This is a genomic window from Bradyrhizobium sp. CCGUVB4N (assembly GCF_024199945.1).
Taxonomy (GTDB): Bacteria; Pseudomonadota; Alphaproteobacteria; order Rhizobiales; family Xanthobacteraceae; genus Bradyrhizobium.
In genome coordinates this window covers 7,202,647-7,223,087 of record NZ_JANADP010000001.1, presented here as the reverse complement: position 1 = coordinate 7,223,087, position 20,441 = coordinate 7,202,647, and the positions used below count along the sequence as shown (strand labels likewise).

Annotated in this window: 17 protein-coding genes; 6 read left to right on the top strand and 11 right to left on the bottom strand. The window is 63.2% G+C overall.

Annotation, left to right across the window (positions count from 1 at the left end):
- Positions 1-12: 12 nt before the first annotated feature.
- Both gnd and NLM31_RS33520 read right to left on the bottom strand, forming a co-directional pair.
- Positions 13-1,011 carry a phosphogluconate dehydrogenase (NAD(+)-dependent, decarboxylating) gene (gnd, locus tag NLM31_RS33525; protein ID WP_254195035.1) on the bottom strand — a complete coding sequence of 333 codons (999 nt, stop codon included), beginning with the start codon at positions 1,009-1,011 and terminating at the stop codon, positions 13-15.
- Between the two features lie 13 nt (positions 1,012-1,024).
- Positions 1,025-3,874: a bifunctional transaldolase/phosoglucose isomerase gene (locus tag NLM31_RS33520; RefSeq protein WP_254195034.1), complete on the bottom strand. Its 2,850-nt coding sequence runs from the start codon at positions 3,872-3,874 to the stop codon at positions 1,025-1,027.
- A 1,033-nt stretch (positions 3,875-4,907) separates the two neighbouring features.
- On the opposite strand from NLM31_RS33520, the gene NLM31_RS33515 reads away from it, so the two are divergent.
- The 3 genes from NLM31_RS33515 to NLM31_RS33505 are packed head-to-tail and all read left to right on the top strand — an operon-like array spanning position 4,908 to position 9,683.
- Positions 4,908-6,851, top strand: a complete 1,944-nt coding sequence (locus tag NLM31_RS33515) for a PrkA family serine protein kinase (protein WP_254133547.1) — start codon at positions 4,908-4,910, stop codon at positions 6,849-6,851.
- Between the two features lie 19 nt (positions 6,852-6,870).
- A complete protein-coding gene (locus NLM31_RS33510; RefSeq protein WP_254135509.1) occupies positions 6,871-8,148 on the top strand; it encodes a YeaH/YhbH family protein in 1,278 nt (425 codons plus the stop codon).
- Positions 8,145-9,683, top strand: a complete 1,539-nt coding sequence (locus tag NLM31_RS33505) for a SpoVR family protein (protein ID WP_254133546.1) — start codon at positions 8,145-8,147, stop codon at positions 9,681-9,683. The genes NLM31_RS33510 and NLM31_RS33505 overlap by 4 nt, the downstream gene beginning before the upstream one ends.
- Positions 9,684-9,865: 182 nt before the next feature.
- On the opposite strand, the gene NLM31_RS33500 is transcribed toward NLM31_RS33505, so the two are convergent.
- From NLM31_RS33500 to NLM31_RS33475, 6 genes are all read right to left on the bottom strand, one after another.
- Positions 9,866-10,306: a DUF1801 domain-containing protein gene (locus NLM31_RS33500; protein ID WP_254195033.1), complete on the bottom strand. Its 441-nt coding sequence runs from the start codon at positions 10,304-10,306 to the stop codon at positions 9,866-9,868.
- Positions 10,303-10,515, bottom strand: coding sequence for a hypothetical protein (locus NLM31_RS33495; RefSeq protein WP_254195032.1), 213 nt, complete (start codon positions 10,513-10,515; stop codon positions 10,303-10,305). Before NLM31_RS33495 ends, NLM31_RS33500 begins: the two co-directional genes overlap by 4 nt.
- 38 nt (positions 10,516-10,553) lie before the next feature.
- The gene (locus NLM31_RS33490) at positions 10,554-10,985 is read right to left on the bottom strand and encodes an SRPBCC domain-containing protein (RefSeq protein ID WP_254195031.1); all 432 of its coding nucleotides are present in this window, start codon (positions 10,983-10,985) and stop codon (positions 10,554-10,556) included.
- Positions 10,982-11,305, bottom strand: a complete 324-nt coding sequence (locus tag NLM31_RS33485) for a helix-turn-helix transcriptional regulator (protein ID WP_074120355.1) — start codon at positions 11,303-11,305, stop codon at positions 10,982-10,984. Before NLM31_RS33485 ends, NLM31_RS33490 begins: the two co-directional genes overlap by 4 nt.
- Before the next feature lie 94 nt (positions 11,306-11,399).
- Positions 11,400-11,873, bottom strand: coding sequence for a DsrE family protein (locus tag NLM31_RS33480; protein ID WP_254195030.1), 474 nt, complete (start codon positions 11,871-11,873; stop codon positions 11,400-11,402).
- 31 nt (positions 11,874-11,904) lie between these two features.
- Positions 11,905-12,528 carry a hypothetical protein gene (locus NLM31_RS33475; RefSeq protein ID WP_254195029.1) on the bottom strand — a complete coding sequence of 208 codons (624 nt, stop codon included), beginning with the start codon at positions 12,526-12,528 and terminating at the stop codon, positions 11,905-11,907.
- Positions 12,529-12,723: 195 nt separating this feature from the next.
- Between NLM31_RS33475 and NLM31_RS33470 the strand changes: the two genes are divergently transcribed.
- The 3 genes from NLM31_RS33470 to NLM31_RS33460 all read left to right on the top strand — a co-directional run bounded on the left by NLM31_RS33470 (position 12,724) and on the right by NLM31_RS33460 (position 15,629).
- Positions 12,724-13,308, top strand: coding sequence for an STM3941 family protein (locus tag NLM31_RS33470; protein ID WP_254133540.1), 585 nt, complete (start codon positions 12,724-12,726; stop codon positions 13,306-13,308).
- Between the two features lie 318 nt (positions 13,309-13,626).
- Positions 13,627-15,171 (top strand): SUMF1/EgtB/PvdO family nonheme iron enzyme, encoded by a 1,545-nt coding sequence (locus tag NLM31_RS33465; RefSeq protein WP_254195028.1) that lies wholly within the window; start codon positions 13,627-13,629, stop codon positions 15,169-15,171.
- 17 nt (positions 15,172-15,188) lie between these two features.
- Complete coding sequence (locus NLM31_RS33460) at positions 15,189-15,629, top strand: DUF4399 domain-containing protein (protein ID WP_254133538.1); 441 nt, start codon at positions 15,189-15,191, stop codon at positions 15,627-15,629.
- Here NLM31_RS33460 and NLM31_RS33455 read toward each other — a convergent pair whose 3' ends face one another.
- Genes NLM31_RS33455 through NLM31_RS33445 form a run of 3 tightly spaced genes read right to left on the bottom strand, consistent with a single transcriptional unit; the run spans position 15,630 to position 20,298 of the window.
- Positions 15,630-16,685 (bottom strand): 2-oxoacid:ferredoxin oxidoreductase subunit beta, encoded by a 1,056-nt coding sequence (locus NLM31_RS33455; RefSeq protein WP_254195027.1) that lies wholly within the window; start codon positions 16,683-16,685, stop codon positions 15,630-15,632.
- Positions 16,682-18,529, bottom strand: a complete 1,848-nt coding sequence (locus NLM31_RS33450; protein ID WP_254133536.1) for a 2-oxoacid:acceptor oxidoreductase subunit alpha — start codon at positions 18,527-18,529, stop codon at positions 16,682-16,684. Before NLM31_RS33450 ends, NLM31_RS33455 begins: the two co-directional genes overlap by 4 nt.
- Positions 18,499-20,298: an FAD-dependent oxidoreductase gene (locus NLM31_RS33445; RefSeq protein WP_254195026.1), complete on the bottom strand. Its 1,800-nt coding sequence runs from the start codon at positions 20,296-20,298 to the stop codon at positions 18,499-18,501. Before NLM31_RS33445 ends, NLM31_RS33450 begins: the two co-directional genes overlap by 31 nt.
- Between the last annotated feature and the right edge of the window lie 143 nt (positions 20,299-20,441).

Genomic DNA, 20,441 nt, shown 5'->3' with positions numbered 1-20,441 from the left:
TGCTTGTGGCTCTTACTTCGATTTCGAAGCGTCCGGCTGCTTCGGCTCCTTGTGGCCGCCGAAACCTGCGCGCATCGCGGAGAGAATTTTTTCGGCGAAGGTGTGTTCCTTGCGGGAACGGAAACGTGTGTAGAGCGCTGCAGTCAAGACTTCGGCCGGCACGGCCTCGTCGATCGCCGCATTCACGGTCCAGCGTCCCTCGCCGGAATCCTCGACGAAGCCGGAATATTCCGCCAGTTGCGGGCTGTCGGCGAGCGCGGTCGAGGTGAGATCGAGCAGCCAGGACGGGATCACGCTGCCGCGGCGCCAGACTTCGGCAATGTCGGCGAGGTCGAAATCGTAACGATGATCCGCGGGCAGGGCGTCGATATTGGCGTTCTTGAGAATGTCAAAGCCTTCGGCATAGGCCTGCATCAGGCCGTACTCGATGCCGTTGTGGATCATCTTGACGAAATGGCCCGCGCCGACCGGACCGGCATGGATGTAACCCTGCTCGATGCGGGGATCGCGTCCGTCACGTCCGTCGGTGCGCGGAATGTCGCCGGCGCCGGGCGCGAGTGCCGCGAAGATCGGGTCGAGCCGGTCGACCACCGGCTTCTCGCCGCCGATCATCATGCAATAGCCGCGATCGAGGCCCCAGACGCCGCCGGAGGTGCCGACGTCGACATAGTGGATGCCGCGCGCCTTCAGCGCCTTGCCGCGGCGGACGTCGTCCTGCCAGAAGGTGTTGCCGCCGTCGATGATGACGTCGCCTTCCTGCATCACGCCCGCGATGGTCTCGATCGTCTGCTCGGTGATGCGGCCCGCAGGCAGCATCACCCAGGCCGTGCGCGGCCGCTCCAGTTTCGAGATGAACTCTTCCAGCGTCGCCGAGCCGACTGCGCCATCGGCTGCGAGGCCGGCGACGGCCTTGGCGTCCTTGTCATAGACCACGGTCGAGTGGCCGTGGCGCATCAGCCGGCGAACGATGTTGCCGCCCATCCGGCCGAGGCCGATCATGCCGAGTTGCATTGAGATATTCCCCTTAATTCAGCGCGTCGTTAAGCGCCGCGTTGAGCGTCGCGAGACCTTTCTTGAGCGGACCCTTCAGGTGCACCCGAAGCGCGCGCCGGCCGCGCTCGGTGAGCACATCGAAATCGCCGCGCGCCTGCGCCGCCTTGATCACGCCGAAGCTCGCCTTCTGGCCCGGCACGGCCAGGTCCTTGGCATCATCGGCGGTGATCTGCAGGAACACGCCGCTATCGGGCCCGCCCTTGTAGGCCTGGCCCGTGGAGTGCAGGAAGCGCGGGCCGAATTCGGCGGCGGTCGCCAGATGCCGCTTCTCGAGCACGGCCGTCCGCATCTCCTGCAACGCCTCGATGGTGGCCTTGTCGCGCGCGATGTAGCCGAGCAGGGCAAAATAATCACCGCGCCGCGAGCGCGTGATGTGCGCCTTGAGCCAGGAGGTAAGGTCGCCATTGGCTCCCATGGTGCGCAACGCGGCGGCGTTGGTGTCGTCGGTGTAGAGGTCGAACTCCGCGGTGCTCACCACGGGCTCTTCGGCCGGCAGCGCGCCGGTCTTCTCGTACGCCGACGTCAGCTCGCGGGTCTTGATCTTCGCCGCTTCGACGTCGGGCTGGTCGAACGGGTTGATCCCGAGGATCGAGCCAGCCACGGCGGTCGCCATCTCGAAGCGGAAGAACTCCTGACCGAGATGGTCGATCGACTTCATGACGATGCGGACGACGGGATGGCCCGCCGCTTCGATGCCGGCCAGCGCCGAATCGTGTGCGGCGTCCGTCTCGCCCTCGGTGCGGATGTTGATGAAGAAGCGGTCGTTGCCGTAAGCCGCGGATTCGACCAGCGGTTCGCCGGCAATCGGGATCAGGCCCTTGCCCTCCTTGCCGGTCGATTCCGCGATGAGCTGCTCGGCCCAGGCGCCGAAATCGGCGATCTTCTTCGACGCGAGGATCGTCACCTTGTCGCGGCCTTCGAGGCCGGCGAGGCCCATGGCGAGGCCGAGCTGCACGCCCGGGTTTTCGCTTGGCGGCACGTCCGGTCCGCAGGAGCGCGCCATCGCAAGCGCATGCTTGATGAAGGTCTTGACGTCGATGCCGGCGGTGGCCGCCGGCACCAGGCCGAACGGGGACAGCACCGAATAGCGACCGCCGATCGACGGCTCGCCATGGAAGATTCGGGCGTAGTTGAGCGTCTTCGCCGCCTTTTCCAGCGAGGAGCCGGGATCGGTCACCGCGATGAAGCGGAAGCCGGTCTTGGCCTTCGGGCCGAGCGCCTGCGCCACGCGCTCATGGAAATAGTCCTTCATCGCGTTCGGCTCGGTGGTGCCGCCGGATTTGCTGGAGACGATGAACACGGTGTTGGCGATGTCGATCTTGGCCTCCATCGCCCGCACCTGCGCCGGATCGGTGGAATCCAGCACGTGCAGCTTCGGGAAGCCCGCCTTCCTCGCAAAGGTCTCGGCCAGCACTTCCGGCCCCAAGCTCGATCCGCCCATGCCGAGCACGACGGCGTCGGAGAATTTCTGGCCCTTCACGCGGTTGGCATAGTCCTCGTAGTCGGCAACGTCGGCTTTCGCCGCGCTGTCGAGCCAGCCGAGCCATTTGTCCTCGTCCGTCCCGGTCCAGACCGATTTGTCGCGCTGCCACAGCCTGCGGATCTTGGCCGATGCGCGCCATTCCTCGGTGCTCTTGGCCACGGCCTTGCCGAGGCCGTCACCCAGCGAGAGCTGCTGGCGGTCGATCGCCGGCCCGAGCACGGTGGCGCGCTTGTGGGCGACGGCGCCGTAGAGCTTGTCGGCGGCGTCCGCAAACTGCTTGACGCCGTCCTTGACCAGCTCATCGGTGATGGCGTCGAGCGAGACGCCGGAGCGCTCCAGCTCTTCCAGCACATGGCGGGCGTCGTCGACGTTCTCTTCCAGGCTGTCGCGCGGCTTGCCGTGGTCGCGGAATGCATCGAGCGTCGCGGGCGGCACGGTGTTGATGGTGTCGGGGCCGATCAGCTCCTCGACATAGAGGACGTCGCTGTAGTCCTTGTTCTTGGTGCCGGTCGAGGCCCACAGCATGCGCTGCGGCTTGGCGCCCTTGGCGGCGAGCTTCTCCCAGCGGGGGCCCGAGAACAGCCGCTTGTAATCCTGGTAGGCGACCTTGGCGTTGGCGATCGCGACCTTGCCCTTCAGCGCGGCGAGGCGCTCCTTTTCGGACGGGTCGTTGGCCCGCGCGATCTTCTCGTCGAGCTGCTTGTCGACCACGCTGTCGATGCGGCTGACGAAGAAGCTCGCCACGCTCGCGACATGCGAGGGGTCGCCGCCGCCGGCGACGTATTTCTCGAGGCCGGCGAGGTAGGCCTCGGCGACCTGGAGATAGACCGCCTTCGAGAACAACAGGGTGATGTTGATGCTGATGCCGTCGCCGATCAGCGTTTCGATCGCCGGCAGGCCTTCCGGCGTCGCCGGCACCTTCACCATCAGGTTCTTGCGATTGACGTCCTTCCAGAGCCGTCGCGCTTCGGCGACCGTGCCTGACGTGTCCATCGCCAGATAGGGCGAGACCTCGAGGCTGACATAGCCGTCATGGCCTTTGAGGCGGTCATAGACCGGGCGCAGCACGTCGGCGGCGTTCTGGATGTCCTCGACCGCGACCGCCTCGAACAAATCGGCCACGGTCCGGTCGCCGCGCTTCAGCGCCTTGCCGATCGGGGCGTCATATTCGTCCGAGCTGCCGATCGCCTTTTCGAAGATCGACGGATTGGAGGTCACGCCCTTGACGCCGTCGGTGTCGATCAGCCGCTTCAGGTCGCCCTTGGCGATGAAGCCACGGGCGAGGAAGTCCAGCCAGACGGCTTGTCCGTGCTTTTCCAGTTCTTTGACGGGATTCATGGTGCTTTTTATCTCCAAGCCTGCGGGCGGAGGGGGTTTCCGCGCCGGTCCTGACGCGCTATCCTTTAGCCCACATGCTCCCGGGAGGGAACCAATCAAGGGTATTGGCGTCATTCTCTCAGTCTAACTCCGTCGCGATCATGGCGATCCAGGCGGGAGTCGTGCTTTTGCGTAATAAAAATTTGGCCGGGATGGTTCGGCCCAGACTTTTGTTGCGTCCGAGCCTTGTTGCGGTGAGCCTTGTTGCGTGAGGACATCTGTCGCGTCGCGGAGTGTCGTCGGCGGTTATCGATCCGTCCGATCGTCATGGGCCGATCGCTATTGGCTTCATCGCGAATGGCCATGCTGGGGGAAAGCATGCACGCACGTCCTGACGGCGTTGCCACCGCCAATCACCGGCCATCGATCGCGTCGGCCGTCTGCATCGGCGCATTCCATGATCTCGACATCGATCGATCCGTCATGCGGCTCCTGGTTGCGGCGGGCGTTGCGATAGCGCGGCCTCGTCCAAGCTTTGCGTTCAAGTCAGGCGCGGCAGCTCGTCTGCATCCGTGCCGCCACGCAGAACGACGTTATCCCTTCGGAGGGTTTGGCGACCGATTTTGATACAACGCTGCGCGCTTGCCGCGACATTCATGCTGCATGCAGTCCACGCATCGCATTGCAGCAGGGGAAGCATTGCAGCAGGGAAGATGAACGCGGCGCGCAAAGCATCGCCCTGCGAGCGTCATAAGTTCGCCGCTCGCAGATCGTCATGTTGCAGTGCCGGAGGGGACTCAGCCCCGGTATTGCCCGGATGTGGCGAGCGAGTGACATTTTTTGGAAAAGAGCGAAGATAGATAGAGATTCGCACAAATTACAGGCAAGTGCCTGTTCGTAATTCAGCGAGTGCCTACCTTGTACATTGCGTCGTGTCGGCACCCGGGTGTCCAATGAACGTCATGTGCTCACGCTGATTCGAAAAGCGGCCTGAGGAACGGTCCAGTAACTGCTTTCGTTTCAGCTTGTAGCGGAACTCACGCGGAGAGGGATCATGTACAACGATTCTCTATTCAACGCTTTCGCTCGGTCGTTCGAGGCGAGAAGCCAGCACGACATGTCGATGGCGGAATATCTGGAATCGTGTCGAAGCGATCCCATGAAATACGCGAACGCGGCCGAACGGTTACTAGCGGCGATCGGCGACCCTCAGACGATTGACACGGCCAAGGACCCACGCCTTGGCCGTATTTTTTTGAACCGCACCATCCGTACCTATCCGGCCTTCGCCGGCTTCTACGGCATGGAAGAAACCATCGAGCGCATCGTCGGTTTCTTCCGACATGCGGCGCAAGGTCTCGAAGAGCGCAAGCAGATCCTCTATCTGCTCGGACCGGTCGGTGGCGGCAAATCCTCGCTCGCCGAGCGGCTGAAGTCGCTGATGGAAGTGCATCCGATCTACGTGCTCAAGGCCGGCGATGAACTCTCGCCGGTGTTCGAGAGCCCGCTCAGCCTGTTCGATCCGGATAACCTCGGGCCGATGCTGGAAGAGAAGTACGGCATTCCGCGCCGGCGCCTCACCGGCCTGATGAGCCCGTGGTGCTACAAGCGGCTGGAAGCCTTCGGCGGCGACATCTCGCAATTCCGCGTCGCCAAGATCCAGCCCTCGCGGCTGCGCCAGATCGCAGTGTCCAAGACCGAGCCCGGTGACGAGAACAACCAGGACATCTCCTCGCTGGTCGGCAAGGTCGATATCCGCAAGCTCGAAACCTATGCGCAGAACGATCCCGACGCCTACAGCTATTCCGGCGGCCTCAATCGCGCCAATCAGGGCGTGCTCGAGTTCGTCGAAATGTTTAAGGCGCCGATCAAGATGCTGCACCCGTTGCTGACCGCAACGCAGGAAGGCAACTATATCGGCACCGAGAATATCGGCGCGATCCCGTTCACCGGCGTGATCCTCGCGCACTCCAACGAAGCGGAGTGGGCGAGCTTCAAGTCGAACAAGAACAACGAAGCCTTCATCGACCGCATCTGCGTCATCAAGGTGCCGTACTGCCTGAGGGTCACCGAGGAGCAGAAGATCTACGAGAAGCTGATCCAGGGCTCCGAGCTCGCGGCCGCACCTTGCGCGCCATCGACCCTGGAAACGCTGGCGCGGTTTTCGGTGATGTCGCGTCTGCGCAAGCACGAGAACTCCACGCTGTTCGGCAAGATGCGGGTCTATGACGGCGAGAGCCTGAAGGAATCCGATCCGAAGGCGCGCAGCGTCCAGGAATATCGCGATGCTGCCGGCGTCGACGAAGGCATGGACGGCGTCTCCACCCGCTTCGCCTTCAAGATCCTGGCTGCGACCTTCAACCACGATCCGCAGGAAGTCGCCGCCGACGCCGTGCACCTGATGTACGCGCTGGAGCAGTCGATCCGCCGGGAGCAGTTGCCCGAGGAAGTCGAGAAGCGCTATCTCGAATTCATCAAGGCGGACCTTGCGCCGCGCTACGCCGAGTTCATCGGTAACGAGATCCAGAAGGCGTATCTCGAATCCTACTCGGACTACGGCCAGAACCTGTTCGACCGCTATGTCGACTATGCGGATGCATGGATCGAGGACCAGGACTTTAAGGATCCCGACACCGGCCAGCTGCTTGATCGCGAATTGTTGAACCAGGAACTGACGAAAATCGAGAAGCCGGCGGGCATCGCCAACCCCAAGGATTTCCGCAACGAGGTCGTCAAATTCTCGTTACGGTCCCGGGCGCAGAACGGCGGCAAGAACCCGACCTGGACCTCCTACGAGAAGATTCGCGATGTGATCGAAAAGCGGATATTCTCTCAGGTCGAGGACCTGCTTCCGGTCATCTCGTTCGGTTCGAAGAAGGATGGCGAGACGGAGAAGAAGCACGGCGAGTTCGTCGCACGCATGGTGGAGCGCGGCTACACCGAGCGTCAGGTTCGCCGACTGGTCGAGTGGTACATGCGTGTGAAGCAAGCCGGTTGAGGCGGATGAGAAAGTGGCCATTCACATTATTGACAGGCGCCTGAATCCAGGCGGCAAGAGTCTTGAGAACCGCCAGCGGTTCTTGCGTCGGGCCAAATCCCTGGTGCAGGGCGCCGTCAAGAAGACCTCGCAGGAACGCGACATCAAGGACGTCCTGGAGGGTGGTGAGGTCACGATCCCGCTGGACGGCATGCACGAGCCGCGGTTCCGCCGTGAAGGCGGGACGCGCGACATGGTGCTGCCCGGCAACAAGAAGTTCATCGAGGGTGACTATCTGCAGCGCTCCGGCCAGGGCAGCGCCAAGGATTCCGGCCCCGGCGAAGGCGACAGCGAAGACGCCTTCCGCTTCGTGCTGAGCCGCGACGAGTTCGTCGATCTCTTCCTCGACGATCTCGAGCTGCCGGATCTTGCCAAGCGCAAGATCGCGCAGACCGAGAGCGAAGGCATCCAGCGCGCCGGCTACACCACGTCAGGGTCACCCGCCAACATCTCGGTCAGCCGCACCGTCAAGCTCGCGCTCGCCCGCCGCATCGCGCTCAGGCGTCCCAGCAAGGAGGAGATCGAAGCGCTGGAAGCCGAGATCGCCGCGTCGACCGACGAGGACGAGCGCGCGGAGCTCGTGGCCCGGCTCGAAAAGCTGAAGGCGAAGACCAAGCGCATTCCCTTCATCGATCCGCTCGACATCCGCTACCGCCGCTACGAGAAGGTGCCGCGGCCGGTGGCGCAGGCCGTGATGTTCTGCCTGATGGACGTCTCCGGCTCGATGTCGGAGCACATGAAGGATCTGGCAAAGCGCTTCTACATGCTGCTCTACGTGTTCCTGAAGCGGCGCTACAAGCATGTCGAGATCGTCTTCATCCGCCACACCGACCGCGCCGAGGAGGTCGACGAGCAGACCTTCTTCTACGGCCCGGCCTCCGGCGGTACGCTGGTCTCCAGCGCGCTGCAGGCGATGCACGAGATCGTGCGCGAACGCTTCAGCCCGGCGGACTGGAACATCTATGCCGCCCAGGCTTCCGACGGCGACAATTCCTATTCCGACGGCGAGCTCACCGGCCTGCTGCTGACCGAGAAGATTCTCCCGGTCTGCCAGTTCTTCGCCTATCTCGAGGTCGGGGAAGCCGGCGGTAGCGCCTTCGATCTCTCCGATTCCTCGCTCTGGACCCTCTACGAGCGCCTGCGCAACTCCGGCGCACCGCTCTCGATGCGCAAGGTCAGCGAGCGCAGCGAGATCTTTCCGGTGTTCCACGATCTGTTCCAGCGCCGCGATACTGCTCAGGAGAAAGCCGCTCAATGACGGAACGCTTGTTCGAAGGCGCCGATTGGGATTTTCACACCTTGCAGCGCATCACCGATGCCTGCGAGGAGGTGGCGTTGAAGGATCTCGGGCTCGACGTCTACCCGAACCAGATCGAGGTCATCACGGCCGAGCAGATGCTGGATGCCTATTCGTCCGTCGGCATGCCGCTGTTCTACAAGCACTGGTCGTTCGGCAAGCACTTCGCATACCACGAGGCGTCCTACCGCAAGGGCCTGATGGGCCTCGCCTATGAGATCGTGATCAACTCCTCGCCCTGTATCTCCTACCTCATGGAGGAGAACACGGCGACGATGCAGACGCTGGTGATCGCGCACGCGGCCTTCGGCCATAACCACTTCTTCAAGAACAATTACCTGTTCAAGCAGTGGACCGATGCGGAGGGCATTCTCGACTACCTGGATTTCGCCAAGAACTACGTCATGCAGTGCGAGGAGCGCTACGGCCGCACCGAGGTCGAGCGCACGCTGGATGCCGCGCATGCGCTGATGTCGCATGGCATCGATCGCTATCCCGGCAAGAAGCAGCTGGATCTGCGGGAGGAGGAGAAGCGGGCAGGGCGCCGCCGCCAGCACGAGGAGGAAGTCTTCAACGACCTCTGGCGCACCGTGCCCAAGGGCGCGTCGAAGGCTCGGACCGCGATCTCGCTCGAACGGCGTCGCAAGCTGCTCGGCCTGCCGCAGGAAAACCTGCTCTACTTCCTGGAGAAGAGCGCGCCGCGCCTGGCGCCCTGGCAGCGCGAGCTCTTGCGCATCGTCCGCCACATCGCCCAATATTTCTATCCGCAGAGCCAGACCAAGGTGATGAACGAGGGGACGGCGACCTACGTCCACTATCGCATCATGACCCAGCTGCATCAGCAGGGCCGCATCACCGACGGCAATTTCCTCGAATTTTTGGGATCGCACACCAATGTGGTGTTCCAGCCCGAATTCGACGATCAGCGTTTCTCCGGCTTCAATCCCTATGCGCTCGGCTTTGCCATGATGCAGGACATCGAGCGCATCGTCACCAGTCCTTCGGACGAGGACCGCGAATGGTTCCCTGACATCGCCGGCAAGAACGACGTGATGGGCGTGCTGCGCGACGTCTGGGCCAATTACCGCGACGAAAGCTTCATCGGGCAGTTCCTGAGCCCGAAGTTGATGCGGCAATTCCGCATGTTCCACCTGCACGACGATCCCGAGGAGCGCGCCGGCATCCGCGTCGACGCCATCCACGACGAGCGCGGTTTCCGCCGCGTCCGCCGCGAGCTGGCCCGCCAGCACGACGTCGGCTACATCGACGCCAACATCGAGGTGGTGGATGTCGACCTCTCCGGTGACCGCCGGCTGATCCTGCATCATCGCGTCATCAAGGGCTCGCAGCTCAACGAGACCGATGCCAAGCGGGTGCTGCAGCATCTGGCCGATCTCTGGACCTACGACGTCGCGCTGATCGAGGTCGATGCCAGCGACAAGGTGCTGCGCGAATATGTCGTGAGCCCGCGCCCGATCGCGGCGGCAGTGGCGTAACGCCGCCGCAACTCCTGGCCGATAGCTCGCCCGCGGCCCATCCTTCGAGAAGCCCGCCTTTGGCGGGCCCTGAGGATGAGGACGGAGTGGGTGGCAACTGTTTCGACAGCGGAGATGCTGATGAGCCTCATCCTGAGGAGACCGCGGAGCGGTCGTCTCGAAGGACGAGGCGCTTGCTCCGGCTACGCCGGTCGCTTCTTCGCAGGCTTCTTCTTCGACGCGTTCAGCTCCACGGCCGCGCGGATCAGCGCTTTCAACGCCTTCTCGTTGATGTCAGCGCCCTCGCCAATATCGATGGCGCGCCGCACATTGCCGTCGAGGCTGGAGTTGAACAGGCCGGCCGGATCATCCAGCGCCGCGCCTCTGGCAAAGGTCAGCTTCACGACGGCCTTGTAGGTCTCGCCGGTGCAGATGATGCCGTCGTGCTCCCACACGGGAACGCCGCGCCATTTCCATTCCTCGACCACGTCAGGATCGGCTTCCCTAATCAGGCCGCGGATCCGCGCCAGCATTTGGCCGCGCCAGTCGCCGAGCTCCTTGATCCGGCCGTCGATCATCCCCGAGGGTGACGGTCCGCCTGCGTCCTTTGCGCTGGTTTTCTTTGCGGCCACCGCCTTTTTCATGACTGCGCCTCGCTGCGACGGCCAAGATAGGGCAGCGCGAACAGGTAAAGCCCGGTCGCGAGCAACGGAATCAGCGGCACGAAGGCCAGCAAACCGATCCACGTCGCCTGAACCTGCATGGTCAGCGCAACGATGTTGGCGATCACGGCAAGCGTGAAGGCAAGCGACAGCCAGCGATGGATTTGTCGAATCCACATGTTCGAACGCATTGAGGTCTCCTGTGAGAATGTTGGAAATGGACGCGGGGCTATTCGGCCCGCGCCAGCAATTCGTCCAGCTTGGCGAAAAATTGCTTCCAGCCGGCATGCGCGCCGCCATAGGCCTGCTTCTGGCTGGGGCGGAAGCCCGCCTGCTCGACGCGCAGATGCGTGCCCGCGCCTTGCGGGGTGAGCGTGAAGGTCACCACGCTTTTGAGGTCGTAGGCGGCGTCCTCATGGGTGAAATTCCAGGTGTAGGCGAGAGAACGCTGCGGCTCGATGGCGAGCACCTCGCAATCCAGCACGCCGCCCCATTCGCCGCGCAGATTGAAGCGATGACCGACCGTCGGCTTGAAGTCGTTCTTCATCAGCCATTCCTCGATCAGATGCGGCTGCGTCAGCGCGCGCCACAGCCGCTCCGGCGGATAAGCGAATTCCCGCTCGATCACCACGGAACGTGTTTCGGTCGCAGCCTCGGTCATTGGTCCATCCTCTTCAGCAAATCGTCGAGCGCATCGAGCCGGTTCTGCCAGAAGCCCGCCATCTGGCTGGTCCAGTCGATCAGCGGATTGAGCGCGCCGGGCTGCGCGCTGTAATGGGTCTGGCGTCCTTCATGGCGATCGCGCACCAGGCCCGCCTGCTTCAACGCGCCGAGATGCTTTGAGACCGCGGGCTGGGAAACGCCCGATCGCGCCGTCAGTGCCCCGACCGTCTGCTCGCCCTCGCGGCAGAGCCGCTCGAAGATCGCTCGCCGCGTCGGGTCGGCGAGCGTCCGGAACAGGAGATCGTGGGCGGCGGACATGCGGGAATCCATAACTCGTGGGTTATGGATTAATTCATAACCGTAGAGTTATGGATAAGTCAAGCGGGATTGACGGAGGGCGCGGCCTCGCGCCTCACGGCCTCAGATACAGATACCCCTGCGACTGCAGCTCGGCCAACCGAACCACGCCGCCCTTTTCCGCACTCACGAAGCCCGGCAGCAGATCCGTCAGCGTGATGTTCTGCGCCTTCATGGTGTTTCCGCAGGCGGCGAGCTCGACGCCGTCCTTCGCAAAATTGCCGACCCGCCTGCTGACGTCAGGATTGGCCTGCGCCCAGTGGAAAGCCTTCAGTGCCGGCCCGTGGATGACAAGGGCAATCGTGACATGGTCGGGGCCGCCGACGCCGTCGATATGGTTCTGGATGTTGCCGAGCACGAAATTGACCTTGTCGGCGTCGGCGAGGTGATAGACGACCTTCAGCTTGTCCGACTTGGCGGGTTCAGTCGTAGCTTTTTCAGCAGCCTTATCATCAGCCTTGGCGCGCGACGCGGCAAACGCTGCGCCCAGCGCCGAGACGGTGCTCCACAAGATGTTCCGGCGGTTCATGACGATCTCCCACTACTTTGCCGGAGGCATATCATTTGTGGCGGAGCGCGGCGAGTTCCTTGCGGTCGTATGCGAGCGCAGCGCACTCGCTGTTGTCGGTCCGCTCGAGGCGGAAAATCCCGTCATCGCTGCCGGCGACCAGGGTGCGGTTGTCGTCGTCTTCAGTCGCCTTGTTGTGCTGCCAGATCCTGATGCTTTCGAGCCGCACGATGGCTGATTTGTCGTCCTTCGACAGCGCGATGCCGAGGCCGCCGCCCTCGCAATCGACGCCGCAGCCGAGGCGCACCTCGCTGCCGTCCTTGGTGAGCACGGTGTGGTGACAGGAGCCGCTGGAGTCGAAATCGCCGCTGCGGTGGCGGTACCGGAAGCCAATCCGGAACGAGTTGTGGAGCTGCTCGTCCGCCTCAAAGGTCTCCGCCGACACCAGCAGCTTCATCGACGCAACCTTCTGCTTCGGATGCTGCGCCAGATGCTCGGCATCGTAGCGGCGGACAAAGCAGGCATAGGCCGTTTTGCCGGGTGTGCCCGCATACATGCGCGCATTGAAGGTTTCGGTCTCAGCCGGGGTGGCCTCGCGAAAGTCGTCGGCCCCCTCGGCCCGGGCGACGCCGATGAAGGCGACAAAGGCCAGCGGAAGGATGAGGGCAAGCTTCATGATGACACCGGGGCTTCAGCCATGGACGGCCCGCATCGCGCGGCGAGGGCCAACTGGCCGTTAGTCGCGAGCCGAACAGGGTGCGTTCAACTGCGCCTGCTGCGGGCAGCCTCGCGCAAGGTTCCAGGCTTAACCCTTGCAAGGGAGGGGTGCGGATTGACCCCCGGTTGTTGCAAATGGCTGGAGGCGATCGAAATGTCCGAAAGTCAGAACTTGCCCAATCTCGCGATCGGCTATTCGCGGGCCCGGCTGCTGATGGTTTTCGGCGGCAGCCTGCTGCTGACGCTGCTCTGTGCCGGGCTCGCATTCAACTGGCAGCAAGGCCAGAACAGCACCACGCCCCAGGTCGCCATCTGCTATATCGGCGCGGTGTTTTTCGGCCTTGCCACTTGCAGGATGCTCTGGAGGCTGATCACAGCGAGGCAACCGGTGGTCTTCCTCAGCCGTGTCGGCATCCGCGACACCAGGCTCGCCGGCGAGACCATCGCCTGGAGTGCGGTGCGGAAGGTGTTCCTCTGGGAGCAGCGCGCGCAGAAATTCGTGGTGCTCAAGGTCGATCCCCTCATCGCCCAGCGGTTCTCCGGAGGATTTGCGACGCAGGCGCTGTCGCTGCTGAACAAGGCGCTTGGCACTGACAGCGTGATCGTCAATGCGGGTGGCCTGACCATGGACACCGAAACATTGCTCGAGACCTGCAAGCAATATTGGGGCGCCGGACGACCGGTCCCTGCGGACCAGCCCGTGCCGGAAGCTGTGCCCGCGCCGGAGCCTGTCGGCTAGAGGTCAGGCCTGATTGCTGCCGGGGCGGTGCACTCAACCTCGCTCGCAAGCGGGAGAGGTTGAGCACTGGCGCAGCCTGACGTTGATGTTGTCCGCCGCCGGCCTCCACATGGTTGAGATGGATGCTCCGCGTGCTGCCTTAGTCGCAGGGTGGGCCAGGAAGGTTCAGACAACCAACAAGTCCCTGCTCTCTGGAACTCGCTACCGGCGATTCCTTCGACGTTGTTCCGGTTCGCTAATGTGATAGCGTTCACACGCAATTATTTTTAGAAGTCGTAGGCTGGGGCCGCCTCTTGTAGGTTTGTGGAGTCCCCCGCAATGGGCGAAATTCGCAATTTCAGATCCGGGAATCAGAACGAGCCTCCTCCGCACGGCGGAATGCCTCGTCGTCTCGCAGCGATCATTGTCGGCGACATCGCATCCTACAGTCGCCTGATGCAGGCAGACGAGGAAGGCACGCATGTCCGCGTCAAGCGGATCGAGCGGGACCTCATCGAACCCAGCATCGTCGAGCATCATGGAAGTCTGGTGAAGACCACGGGCGATGGATTCATCGCCATTTTCGACAGCCCCGTCGAGGCCGTTCGATGCAGCATCGTGATCCAGCAGAATCTCGTCGGCCGCAACGCCTCGATTCCGAAGGAATCCCGGATCGAATACCGAATTGGCGTCAATCTCGGTGATGTCATTGTTGAGCCGGACGACGTCTACGGCGATGGCGTCAACATCGCCACACGCATCGAGGGCATTGCCGAGCCCGGTCAGGTCTACATCTCCGGCGCGATCTACGAGCAGATCAAGCACAAGGTCGTGTGCGGCTATGAGTCGCTCGGGGATCGCAAGGTCAAGAACATCACCGATCCCGTGCGCGTCTATCGCGTTCTGCCGGACGCGGATTCGGTCGGCACCGCGCGCGGCCGGCGCGAGAACACCCTGATCTTTCTCCTGGGCATCACGCTGCTGGTCATTGCCGCTGGCGTGCTCTGGTATCTGCTGGCGCAGCCGCAACACAGGGTCGGCGAGCAGGCCGCCGTGCCGACCGCGTCTCCAACCGCCTCTCCGGCCGCATCGCCGATCCCGCAGGCGTCACCGCGCGAGGCGGTGACGCCGACGCCGCAACCGTCTCCCTCACTGGCATCGGCGCCTCCGTCGCCCACTCCATCGCCCGTTCAACCGACGGCGGCACCGGTTCGTGAGCCCGAGATGATCGCCATTCGCGGCGGCAGCTTTGCGATGGGAAGCAACGATGATCCGACCGAACGTCCTGTCCACCAGGGCACGGTCAAGCCGTTCTCGATCGGAAAATATCCGGTGACGGTGCAGGAATGGAACGAATGCGCCGCCGCCAAGGCGTGCGGATTCACGGCCATCGGCAAGGACGATGCGCCCGTCACCAATGTGAGCTGGACCGACGCCCAGCAATATGCCGCCTTCCTCGTGCAGACGACGAAGAAGCCTTACCGGCTCGCAAGCGAGGCCGAATGGGAGTATGCGGCGCGCGGCGGGACGTCGACAAAGTATTGGTGGGGCGACAAGCCCCAGCAGGGCATGGCCGGGTGCAAGGACTGCGGTGATGCCGCGGCCGAGCAGCCGGCGAAGGTCGGCAGCTTCAAGCCCAATCCTTTCGGTCTCTACGACATGGGCGGCGGCGTCGACCAGTGGGTCGAGGACTGCTGGCACAGGACCTATCAGGGCGCGCCCAATGACGGTTCGGCATGGACCGGTGGGGACTGCAGCTCGCACGTGCTGCGCTCAGGCTCCTGGAAGAACGATTCGAGATACGTGCGGCCGTCCAACCGCGACGGTTACGATACCAATGTTCGTTACCCGACGCATGGATTCCGCGTGGCGCTCAGTCCTTGAACTGCCGGAGTAGATTGATGAAGATCCTTCGCTGCTTTGCGCTGTCGGCGGCGCTCGCATTGCTCCCGGGCATGGCCTTCTCGCAAGGCAAGGCCGCTCCAAAGGACGCGAAGGTCTATTTCATAACCCCGTATGACGGGCAAAGGGTGCGCGGCGCGTTCCTGGTCCGGTTCGGCTTGCGCAACATGGGTGTGACGCATGCCGGCGACGATTATCAGAACGCCGGCCACCATCATTTGCTGATCGACGTCAACGACCCCATCGATCCCAAGGAGCCGATCCCGCAGGACAAGTCGCATCTGCATTTCGGGGCAGGGCAGACAGAAACGACTCTCGAGCTTCCGCCCGGGACCCACACCCTGCAGCTGGTGCTGGGTGATGCGAAGCACTATCCGTTCGACCCGCCCGTCGTCTCGGACAAGATCACCGTCCGCGTCAGGCAGCCGCGCGGCAAATGATCAACGCAGGCTGGCGTTGATCTTGTCCAGCACCGACGAGCCCGGGCACAGCGTATCCGCTTCCAGCGTGTTGAGCGGGGTCTCGACCGTGTTGAGATGGCTGTGCAGATCTTCCGCGTCGGGATCGACGTAGAGCAGCCCGGTGACGATCTGGCCCTTGGCGGCGTGCCGGGCGAGGAATGTCTGAGCCCCCAACCGGTCATGCGGATCGTAATCGGCGTCGATCTTGCGCAGCGCGATCTTGCTGCCGTCATGCTGCTCGACCACCTGCACCGTACCCGGTGCGTAGTCGACCGCGATGGGATCGCGACCGACCAGCACGTCGAGCCGATTCACGGCGTCATTGTGTTCGCGGACATAGTCGAAGCTCTTGGTCGAGCCGGCATGGTTGTTGAAGGCGATGCAGGGGCTGATGACGTCGATGAAGGACGCGCCCTTGTGGCCGATCGCGGCCGCGATCAGCGGCACCAGCTGGGTTTTGTCGCCGGAGAACGAGCGCGCCACGAAGGTGGCCCCGAGCTGCAGCGCGATTGCGACCAGGTCGATGGCGTTGTCGGTGTTGGTCACGCCCTTCTTCGACTTCGAGCCGCGGTCGGCGGTGGCCGAGAACTGGCCCTTGGTCAGGCCGTAGACGCCGTTGTTCTCGACGATATAGGTCATGTTGACGCCGCGCCGGATCGAATGCGCGAACTGGCCGAAGCCGATCGAGGCGCTGTCGCCGTCGCCGGAGACGCCGAGATAAATTAGATCGCGATTGGCGAGGTTGGCGCCGGTCAAGACCGACGGCATGCGGCCGTGCACGGAGTTGAAGCCGTGCGAATTGCCAAGGAAGTAGTCCGGCGTCTTCGATGAGCAGCCGATGCCGGAGATCTTGGCGACCCGGTGCGGCTCGATCGAGAGCTCGTAGCAGGCCTCGATGATCGAGGCCGTGATCGAATCGTGGCCGCAACCGGCGCACAGCGTCGAGATCTTGCCCTCGTAGTCGCGATGGGTGTAGCCGAGATCGTTCTTCTTGAGCCCGGGGTGAGAGAATTTCGGCTTGGCAATATAGGTCATGACACGGCCTTGCGGAGCGGGGTCACCTTGAGGTGATCCTGGTGGTCGCCAATGGCTTTTGCGATATAGCGGGCGGTGATCGGGGTGCCGTCATAGTGCACGATCGGCACGAGGCGAACGGGATCGATGCCGTTCTCGTTGACGATGAGCTGGCGGAGCTGGCTGTCGCGGTTCTGCTCGACGACATAGACGAAGTCGTGCTCGGCGAGGAAGCTCGCCACGCTCGAGTGGAACGGGAAGGCACGGATGCGCAGGCGGTCGAGCTGATGTCCGCGCGCCTCCAGCAATCCGATTGCCTCGTCCATCGCCGGCGAGGTCGAACCGAAATAGATCACGCCGTATTTGGTCGGCCGTTCCGCATTGGCTTGCAGCGGCCGCGGCACGAGGTCCTGCGCAGTCTCGAACTTGCGTACCAGCCGCTGCATGTTGTCGGCATAGACCGAACCTTCCTCGGAATAGCGCGCATAGCGGTCACGCGACGTGCCGCGGGTGAAGTACGAGCCCTTGGTCGGGTGCGTGCCGGGATAGGTGCGGTAGGGAATGCCGTCGCCGTCGACGTCGAGATAGCGGCCGAAGTCGCGGCCTTCTTCCAGCATCTCCGCGGTCATCACCTTGCCGCGGTCATACTGCTTGGCATCGTCCCACTTCAGCGGCCGGCAGAGCCGGTGGTTCATGCCGATGTCGAGATCGAGCATCAGGAAGATCGTGGTCTGGATCCGCTCGGCGAGATCGAAGGCGGCGGCCGCGAACTCGAAGGCCTCGGCCGGATCTTCCGGGAACAGCAGCACGTGCTTGGTGTCGCCATGCGAAGCATAGGCGCAGGCGATGATGTCGCATTGCTGGGTGCGGGTCGGCATGCCCGTGGAGGGGCCGGCGCGTTGAATGTTCATGATCACGGCCGGGATCTCGGCAAAATACGAGAGGCCGATGAACTCGGTCATCAAGGAGATGCCGGGGCCGGAGGTGGCGGTGAAGGCGCGGGCGCCATTCCAGGAGGCACCGATGACGATACCGATCGAGGCGAGCTCGTCCTCGCCCTGCACGATCGCGTATTTCGCCTTGCCCGTTTCCGGGTCGTGCCGGTACTTCTTGCAGTGGGCGGTGAAGGCCTCCGCCACCGACGAGGACGGCGTGATCGGATACCAGGCGCACACGGTGGCGCCGCCATAGACGGCGCCGAGGGCGGCGGCGCTGTTGCCCTCGATGAAGATGCGGTCACCGACCTTGTCGGACTTCTTCACCCGCAGCCCGATCGGGCATTTCAAATTCTGCAGCGCCCAGTCGCGGCCCAGATGCAGCGCATGGACGTTGGAGGACAAGAGCTTCTCCTTGCCCTTGTACTGCTCGCCGATCAGTTGCTCGATCAGCTTCGGGTCCATCTCCAGCAGCGCCGAGAGCGCGCCGAGATAGATGATGTTCTTGAACAGCTGGCGCTGGCGTGGATCGGTGTAGGTCGAGTTGGTGATCGCGGTCAGCGGCACGCCGATCACGGTGATGTCGTCGCGGAATTTCGTCGACGGCATCGGCTTGGTGGAATCGTAGAACAGGTAGCCGCCGGGCTCGATGCCGGCGACGTCCTTGTCCCAGGTCTGCGGGTTCATCGCCACCATCATGTCGACGCCGCCGCGGGCGCCGAGATGGCCGGCTTCGGTGACACGCACCTCGTACCAGGTCGGCAGGCCCTGGATGTTGGAGGGGAAGATGTTGCGCGGGGACACCGGCACGCCATGGCGCAGGATCGCGCGCGCGAACATCTCGTTGGCGCTGGCCGAGCCCGAGCCGTTGACGTTGGCGAAACGGACGACGAAGTCGTTTACGCTGCTGATCGGCTTTTTGTCGGACATGTCGAACCTGCGTGAGTCATCTCGATGAAATATTTCTGCATGTCCCAGGCACCGGTGGGACAACGCTCGGCGCACAGCCCGCAATGCAGGCAGACGTCCTCGTCCTTGACCATCACGCGCCCGGTCTTGAGGTCGGAGGACACGTAGAGGTCCTGATCCGGACGCGGCGAGGGCGCCTTCAGCCGATGGCGCAGATCGTCTTCCTCGCCATTATTGGTGAAGGTGATGCAGTCCATCGGGCAGATATCGGCGCAGGCATCGCACTCGATGCAGAGCGAGGTCGAGAACACGGTCTGGACGTCGCAGTTCAGGCAGCGATGCGCCTCGCCGAGCGCGAGCTTGACGTCGTAGCCGAGCTCGACCTCGGTGCGGATGTCCTTCAGCGCGATCACCTTGTCGCGATGCGGCACCTTGAAGCGCTTGTCGATGGAGATGTCGTTGTCATAGCTCCATTCGTGGATGCCCATCTTCTGCGAGGAGACGTGCACCTCCGGCAGCGGACGTTCGGTGATGTCCTCGCCCGACAGCAGCTTGTGGATCGACAGCGCGGCGTCGTGCCCCTGCGCCACCGCCCAGATGATGTTCTTCGGCCCGAAAGCGGCGTCGCCGCCGAAGAACACCTTCGGGTTGGTCGAGACGAAGGTCTGCGGATCGACCTTGGGCATGTGCCATTTGTCGAACTCGATGCCGCAATCCGGCTCGATCCAGGGGAAAGCGTTCTCCTGGCCGACCGCGACCAGCACGTCGTCGCAGGGAATGGTCTGATCGGGATCGCCCGAAGGCACCAGATTGCGGCGGCCTTTTGCGTCGAACTCGGCTTTGACGTGCTGGAAGGTGACGCCGATGAGTTTGCCGGCGACATGCTTGAATTCCACCGGCACCATATAGTTGAGGATCGGAATATCCTCGTGGATCGCGTCCTCCTTCTCCCAGGGCGAGGCTTTCATCTCCTCGAAGCCGGAACGCACGATCACCGTGACTTTCTCGCCGCCGAGGCGGCGCGCGGTGCGGCAGCAATCCATCGCGGTGTTGCCGCCGCCGAGCACGATCACGCGCTTGCCGATCTTGTCGGTGTGGCCGAACGACACGGACGACAGCCAGTCGATGCCGATATGGATATTGCTCGCGGCTTCCTTTCGGCCGGGAATGTCGAGCTCGCGGCCGCGCGGCGCGCCGGAGCCGACGAAGATTGCGTCGTACTTCTCGGCGAGCAGGGCCTTCATGCTCTCGATGCGATGGCCGCCTTTGAACTCGACGCCGAGGTTGAGGATGTAGCCGGTCTCCTCGTCGATGACCGAATTGGGCAGGCGGAATTTCGGGATCTGCGTCCGCATCATGCCGCCGGCTTCGGGATCACCGTCGAATACGGTGCAGTGATAGCCGAGCGGCGCGAGATCGCGCGCCACCGTCAGCGACGCGGGACCGCCGCCGACGAACGCGACGCGCTTGCCGTTCTTCGCGGTCGGGTGCGGCAGGCGCTGCTTGATGTCGTCCTTGAAGTCGGCGGCGACGCGCTTGAGGCGGCAGATCGCCACCGGCGTTTCCTCGACGCGTCCGCGGCGGCACGCCGGCTCGCATGGGCGATCGCAGGTGCGTCCCAGAATTCCGGGAAACACGTTCGATTTCCAATTGATCATGTAGGCGTCGCTGTAGCGGCCTTGTGCGATCAATCGGATGTATTCGGGAACCGGGGTGTGCGCAGGACAGGCCCACTGACAATCGACTACCTTGTGAAAGTAGTCGGGGGCCGCGATATCGGTCGGTTTCATTCCTACCCTCGTCCGCGCAGGCTCAAAGACCCGGCGGCCTTTTCTTTGAGCTTGTCGACGCTTAACGCGCGGCGATCTGGTTTCTGAATGACGTCATTGGGTTAGCTTATTAGAACCATTCCCAAGTACAACGGCAAATTTTC

Bases quoted from the DNA above. Each gene is read 5' to 3' on its own strand.
- gnd (WP_254195035.1), bottom strand. From the start codon at position 1,011: ATGCAACTCGGCATGATCGGCCTCGGCCGGATGGGCGGCAACATCGTT.
- NLM31_RS33465 (WP_254195028.1), top strand. From the start codon at position 13,627: ATGGGCGAAATTCGCAATTTCAGATCCGGGAATCAGAACGAGCCTCCT.
- NLM31_RS33485 (WP_074120355.1), bottom strand. From the start codon at position 11,305: ATGTCCGCCGCCCACGATCTCCTGTTCCGGACGCTCGCCGACCCGACG.
- NLM31_RS33460 (WP_254133538.1), top strand. From the start codon at position 15,189: ATGAAGATCCTTCGCTGCTTTGCGCTGTCGGCGGCGCTCGCATTGCTC.
- NLM31_RS33520 (WP_254195034.1), bottom strand. From the start codon at position 3,874: ATGAATCCCGTCAAAGAACTGGAAAAGCACGGACAAGCCGTCTGGCTG.
- NLM31_RS33470 (WP_254133540.1), top strand. From the start codon at position 12,724: ATGTCCGAAAGTCAGAACTTGCCCAATCTCGCGATCGGCTATTCGCGG.
- NLM31_RS33475 (WP_254195029.1), bottom strand. From the start codon at position 12,528: ATGAAGCTTGCCCTCATCCTTCCGCTGGCCTTTGTCGCCTTCATCGGC.
- NLM31_RS33455 (WP_254195027.1), bottom strand. From the start codon at position 16,685: ATGACCTATATTGCCAAGCCGAAATTCTCTCACCCCGGGCTCAAGAAG.
- NLM31_RS33515 (WP_254133547.1), top strand. From the start codon at position 4,908: ATGTACAACGATTCTCTATTCAACGCTTTCGCTCGGTCGTTCGAGGCG.
- NLM31_RS33490 (WP_254195031.1), bottom strand. From the start codon at position 10,985: ATGACCGAGGCTGCGACCGAAACACGTTCCGTGGTGATCGAGCGGGAA.
- NLM31_RS33495 (WP_254195032.1), bottom strand. From the start codon at position 10,515: ATGCGTTCGAACATGTGGATTCGACAAATCCATCGCTGGCTGTCGCTT.
- NLM31_RS33500 (WP_254195033.1), bottom strand. From the start codon at position 10,306: ATGAAAAAGGCGGTGGCCGCAAAGAAAACCAGCGCAAAGGACGCAGGC.
- NLM31_RS33480 (WP_254195030.1), bottom strand. From the start codon at position 11,873: ATGAACCGCCGGAACATCTTGTGGAGCACCGTCTCGGCGCTGGGCGCA.
- NLM31_RS33450 (WP_254133536.1), bottom strand. From the start codon at position 18,529: ATGTCCGACAAAAAGCCGATCAGCAGCGTAAACGACTTCGTCGTCCGT.
- NLM31_RS33505 (WP_254133546.1), top strand. From the start codon at position 8,145: ATGACGGAACGCTTGTTCGAAGGCGCCGATTGGGATTTTCACACCTTG.
- NLM31_RS33445 (WP_254195026.1), bottom strand. From the start codon at position 20,298: ATGAAACCGACCGATATCGCGGCCCCCGACTACTTTCACAAGGTAGTC.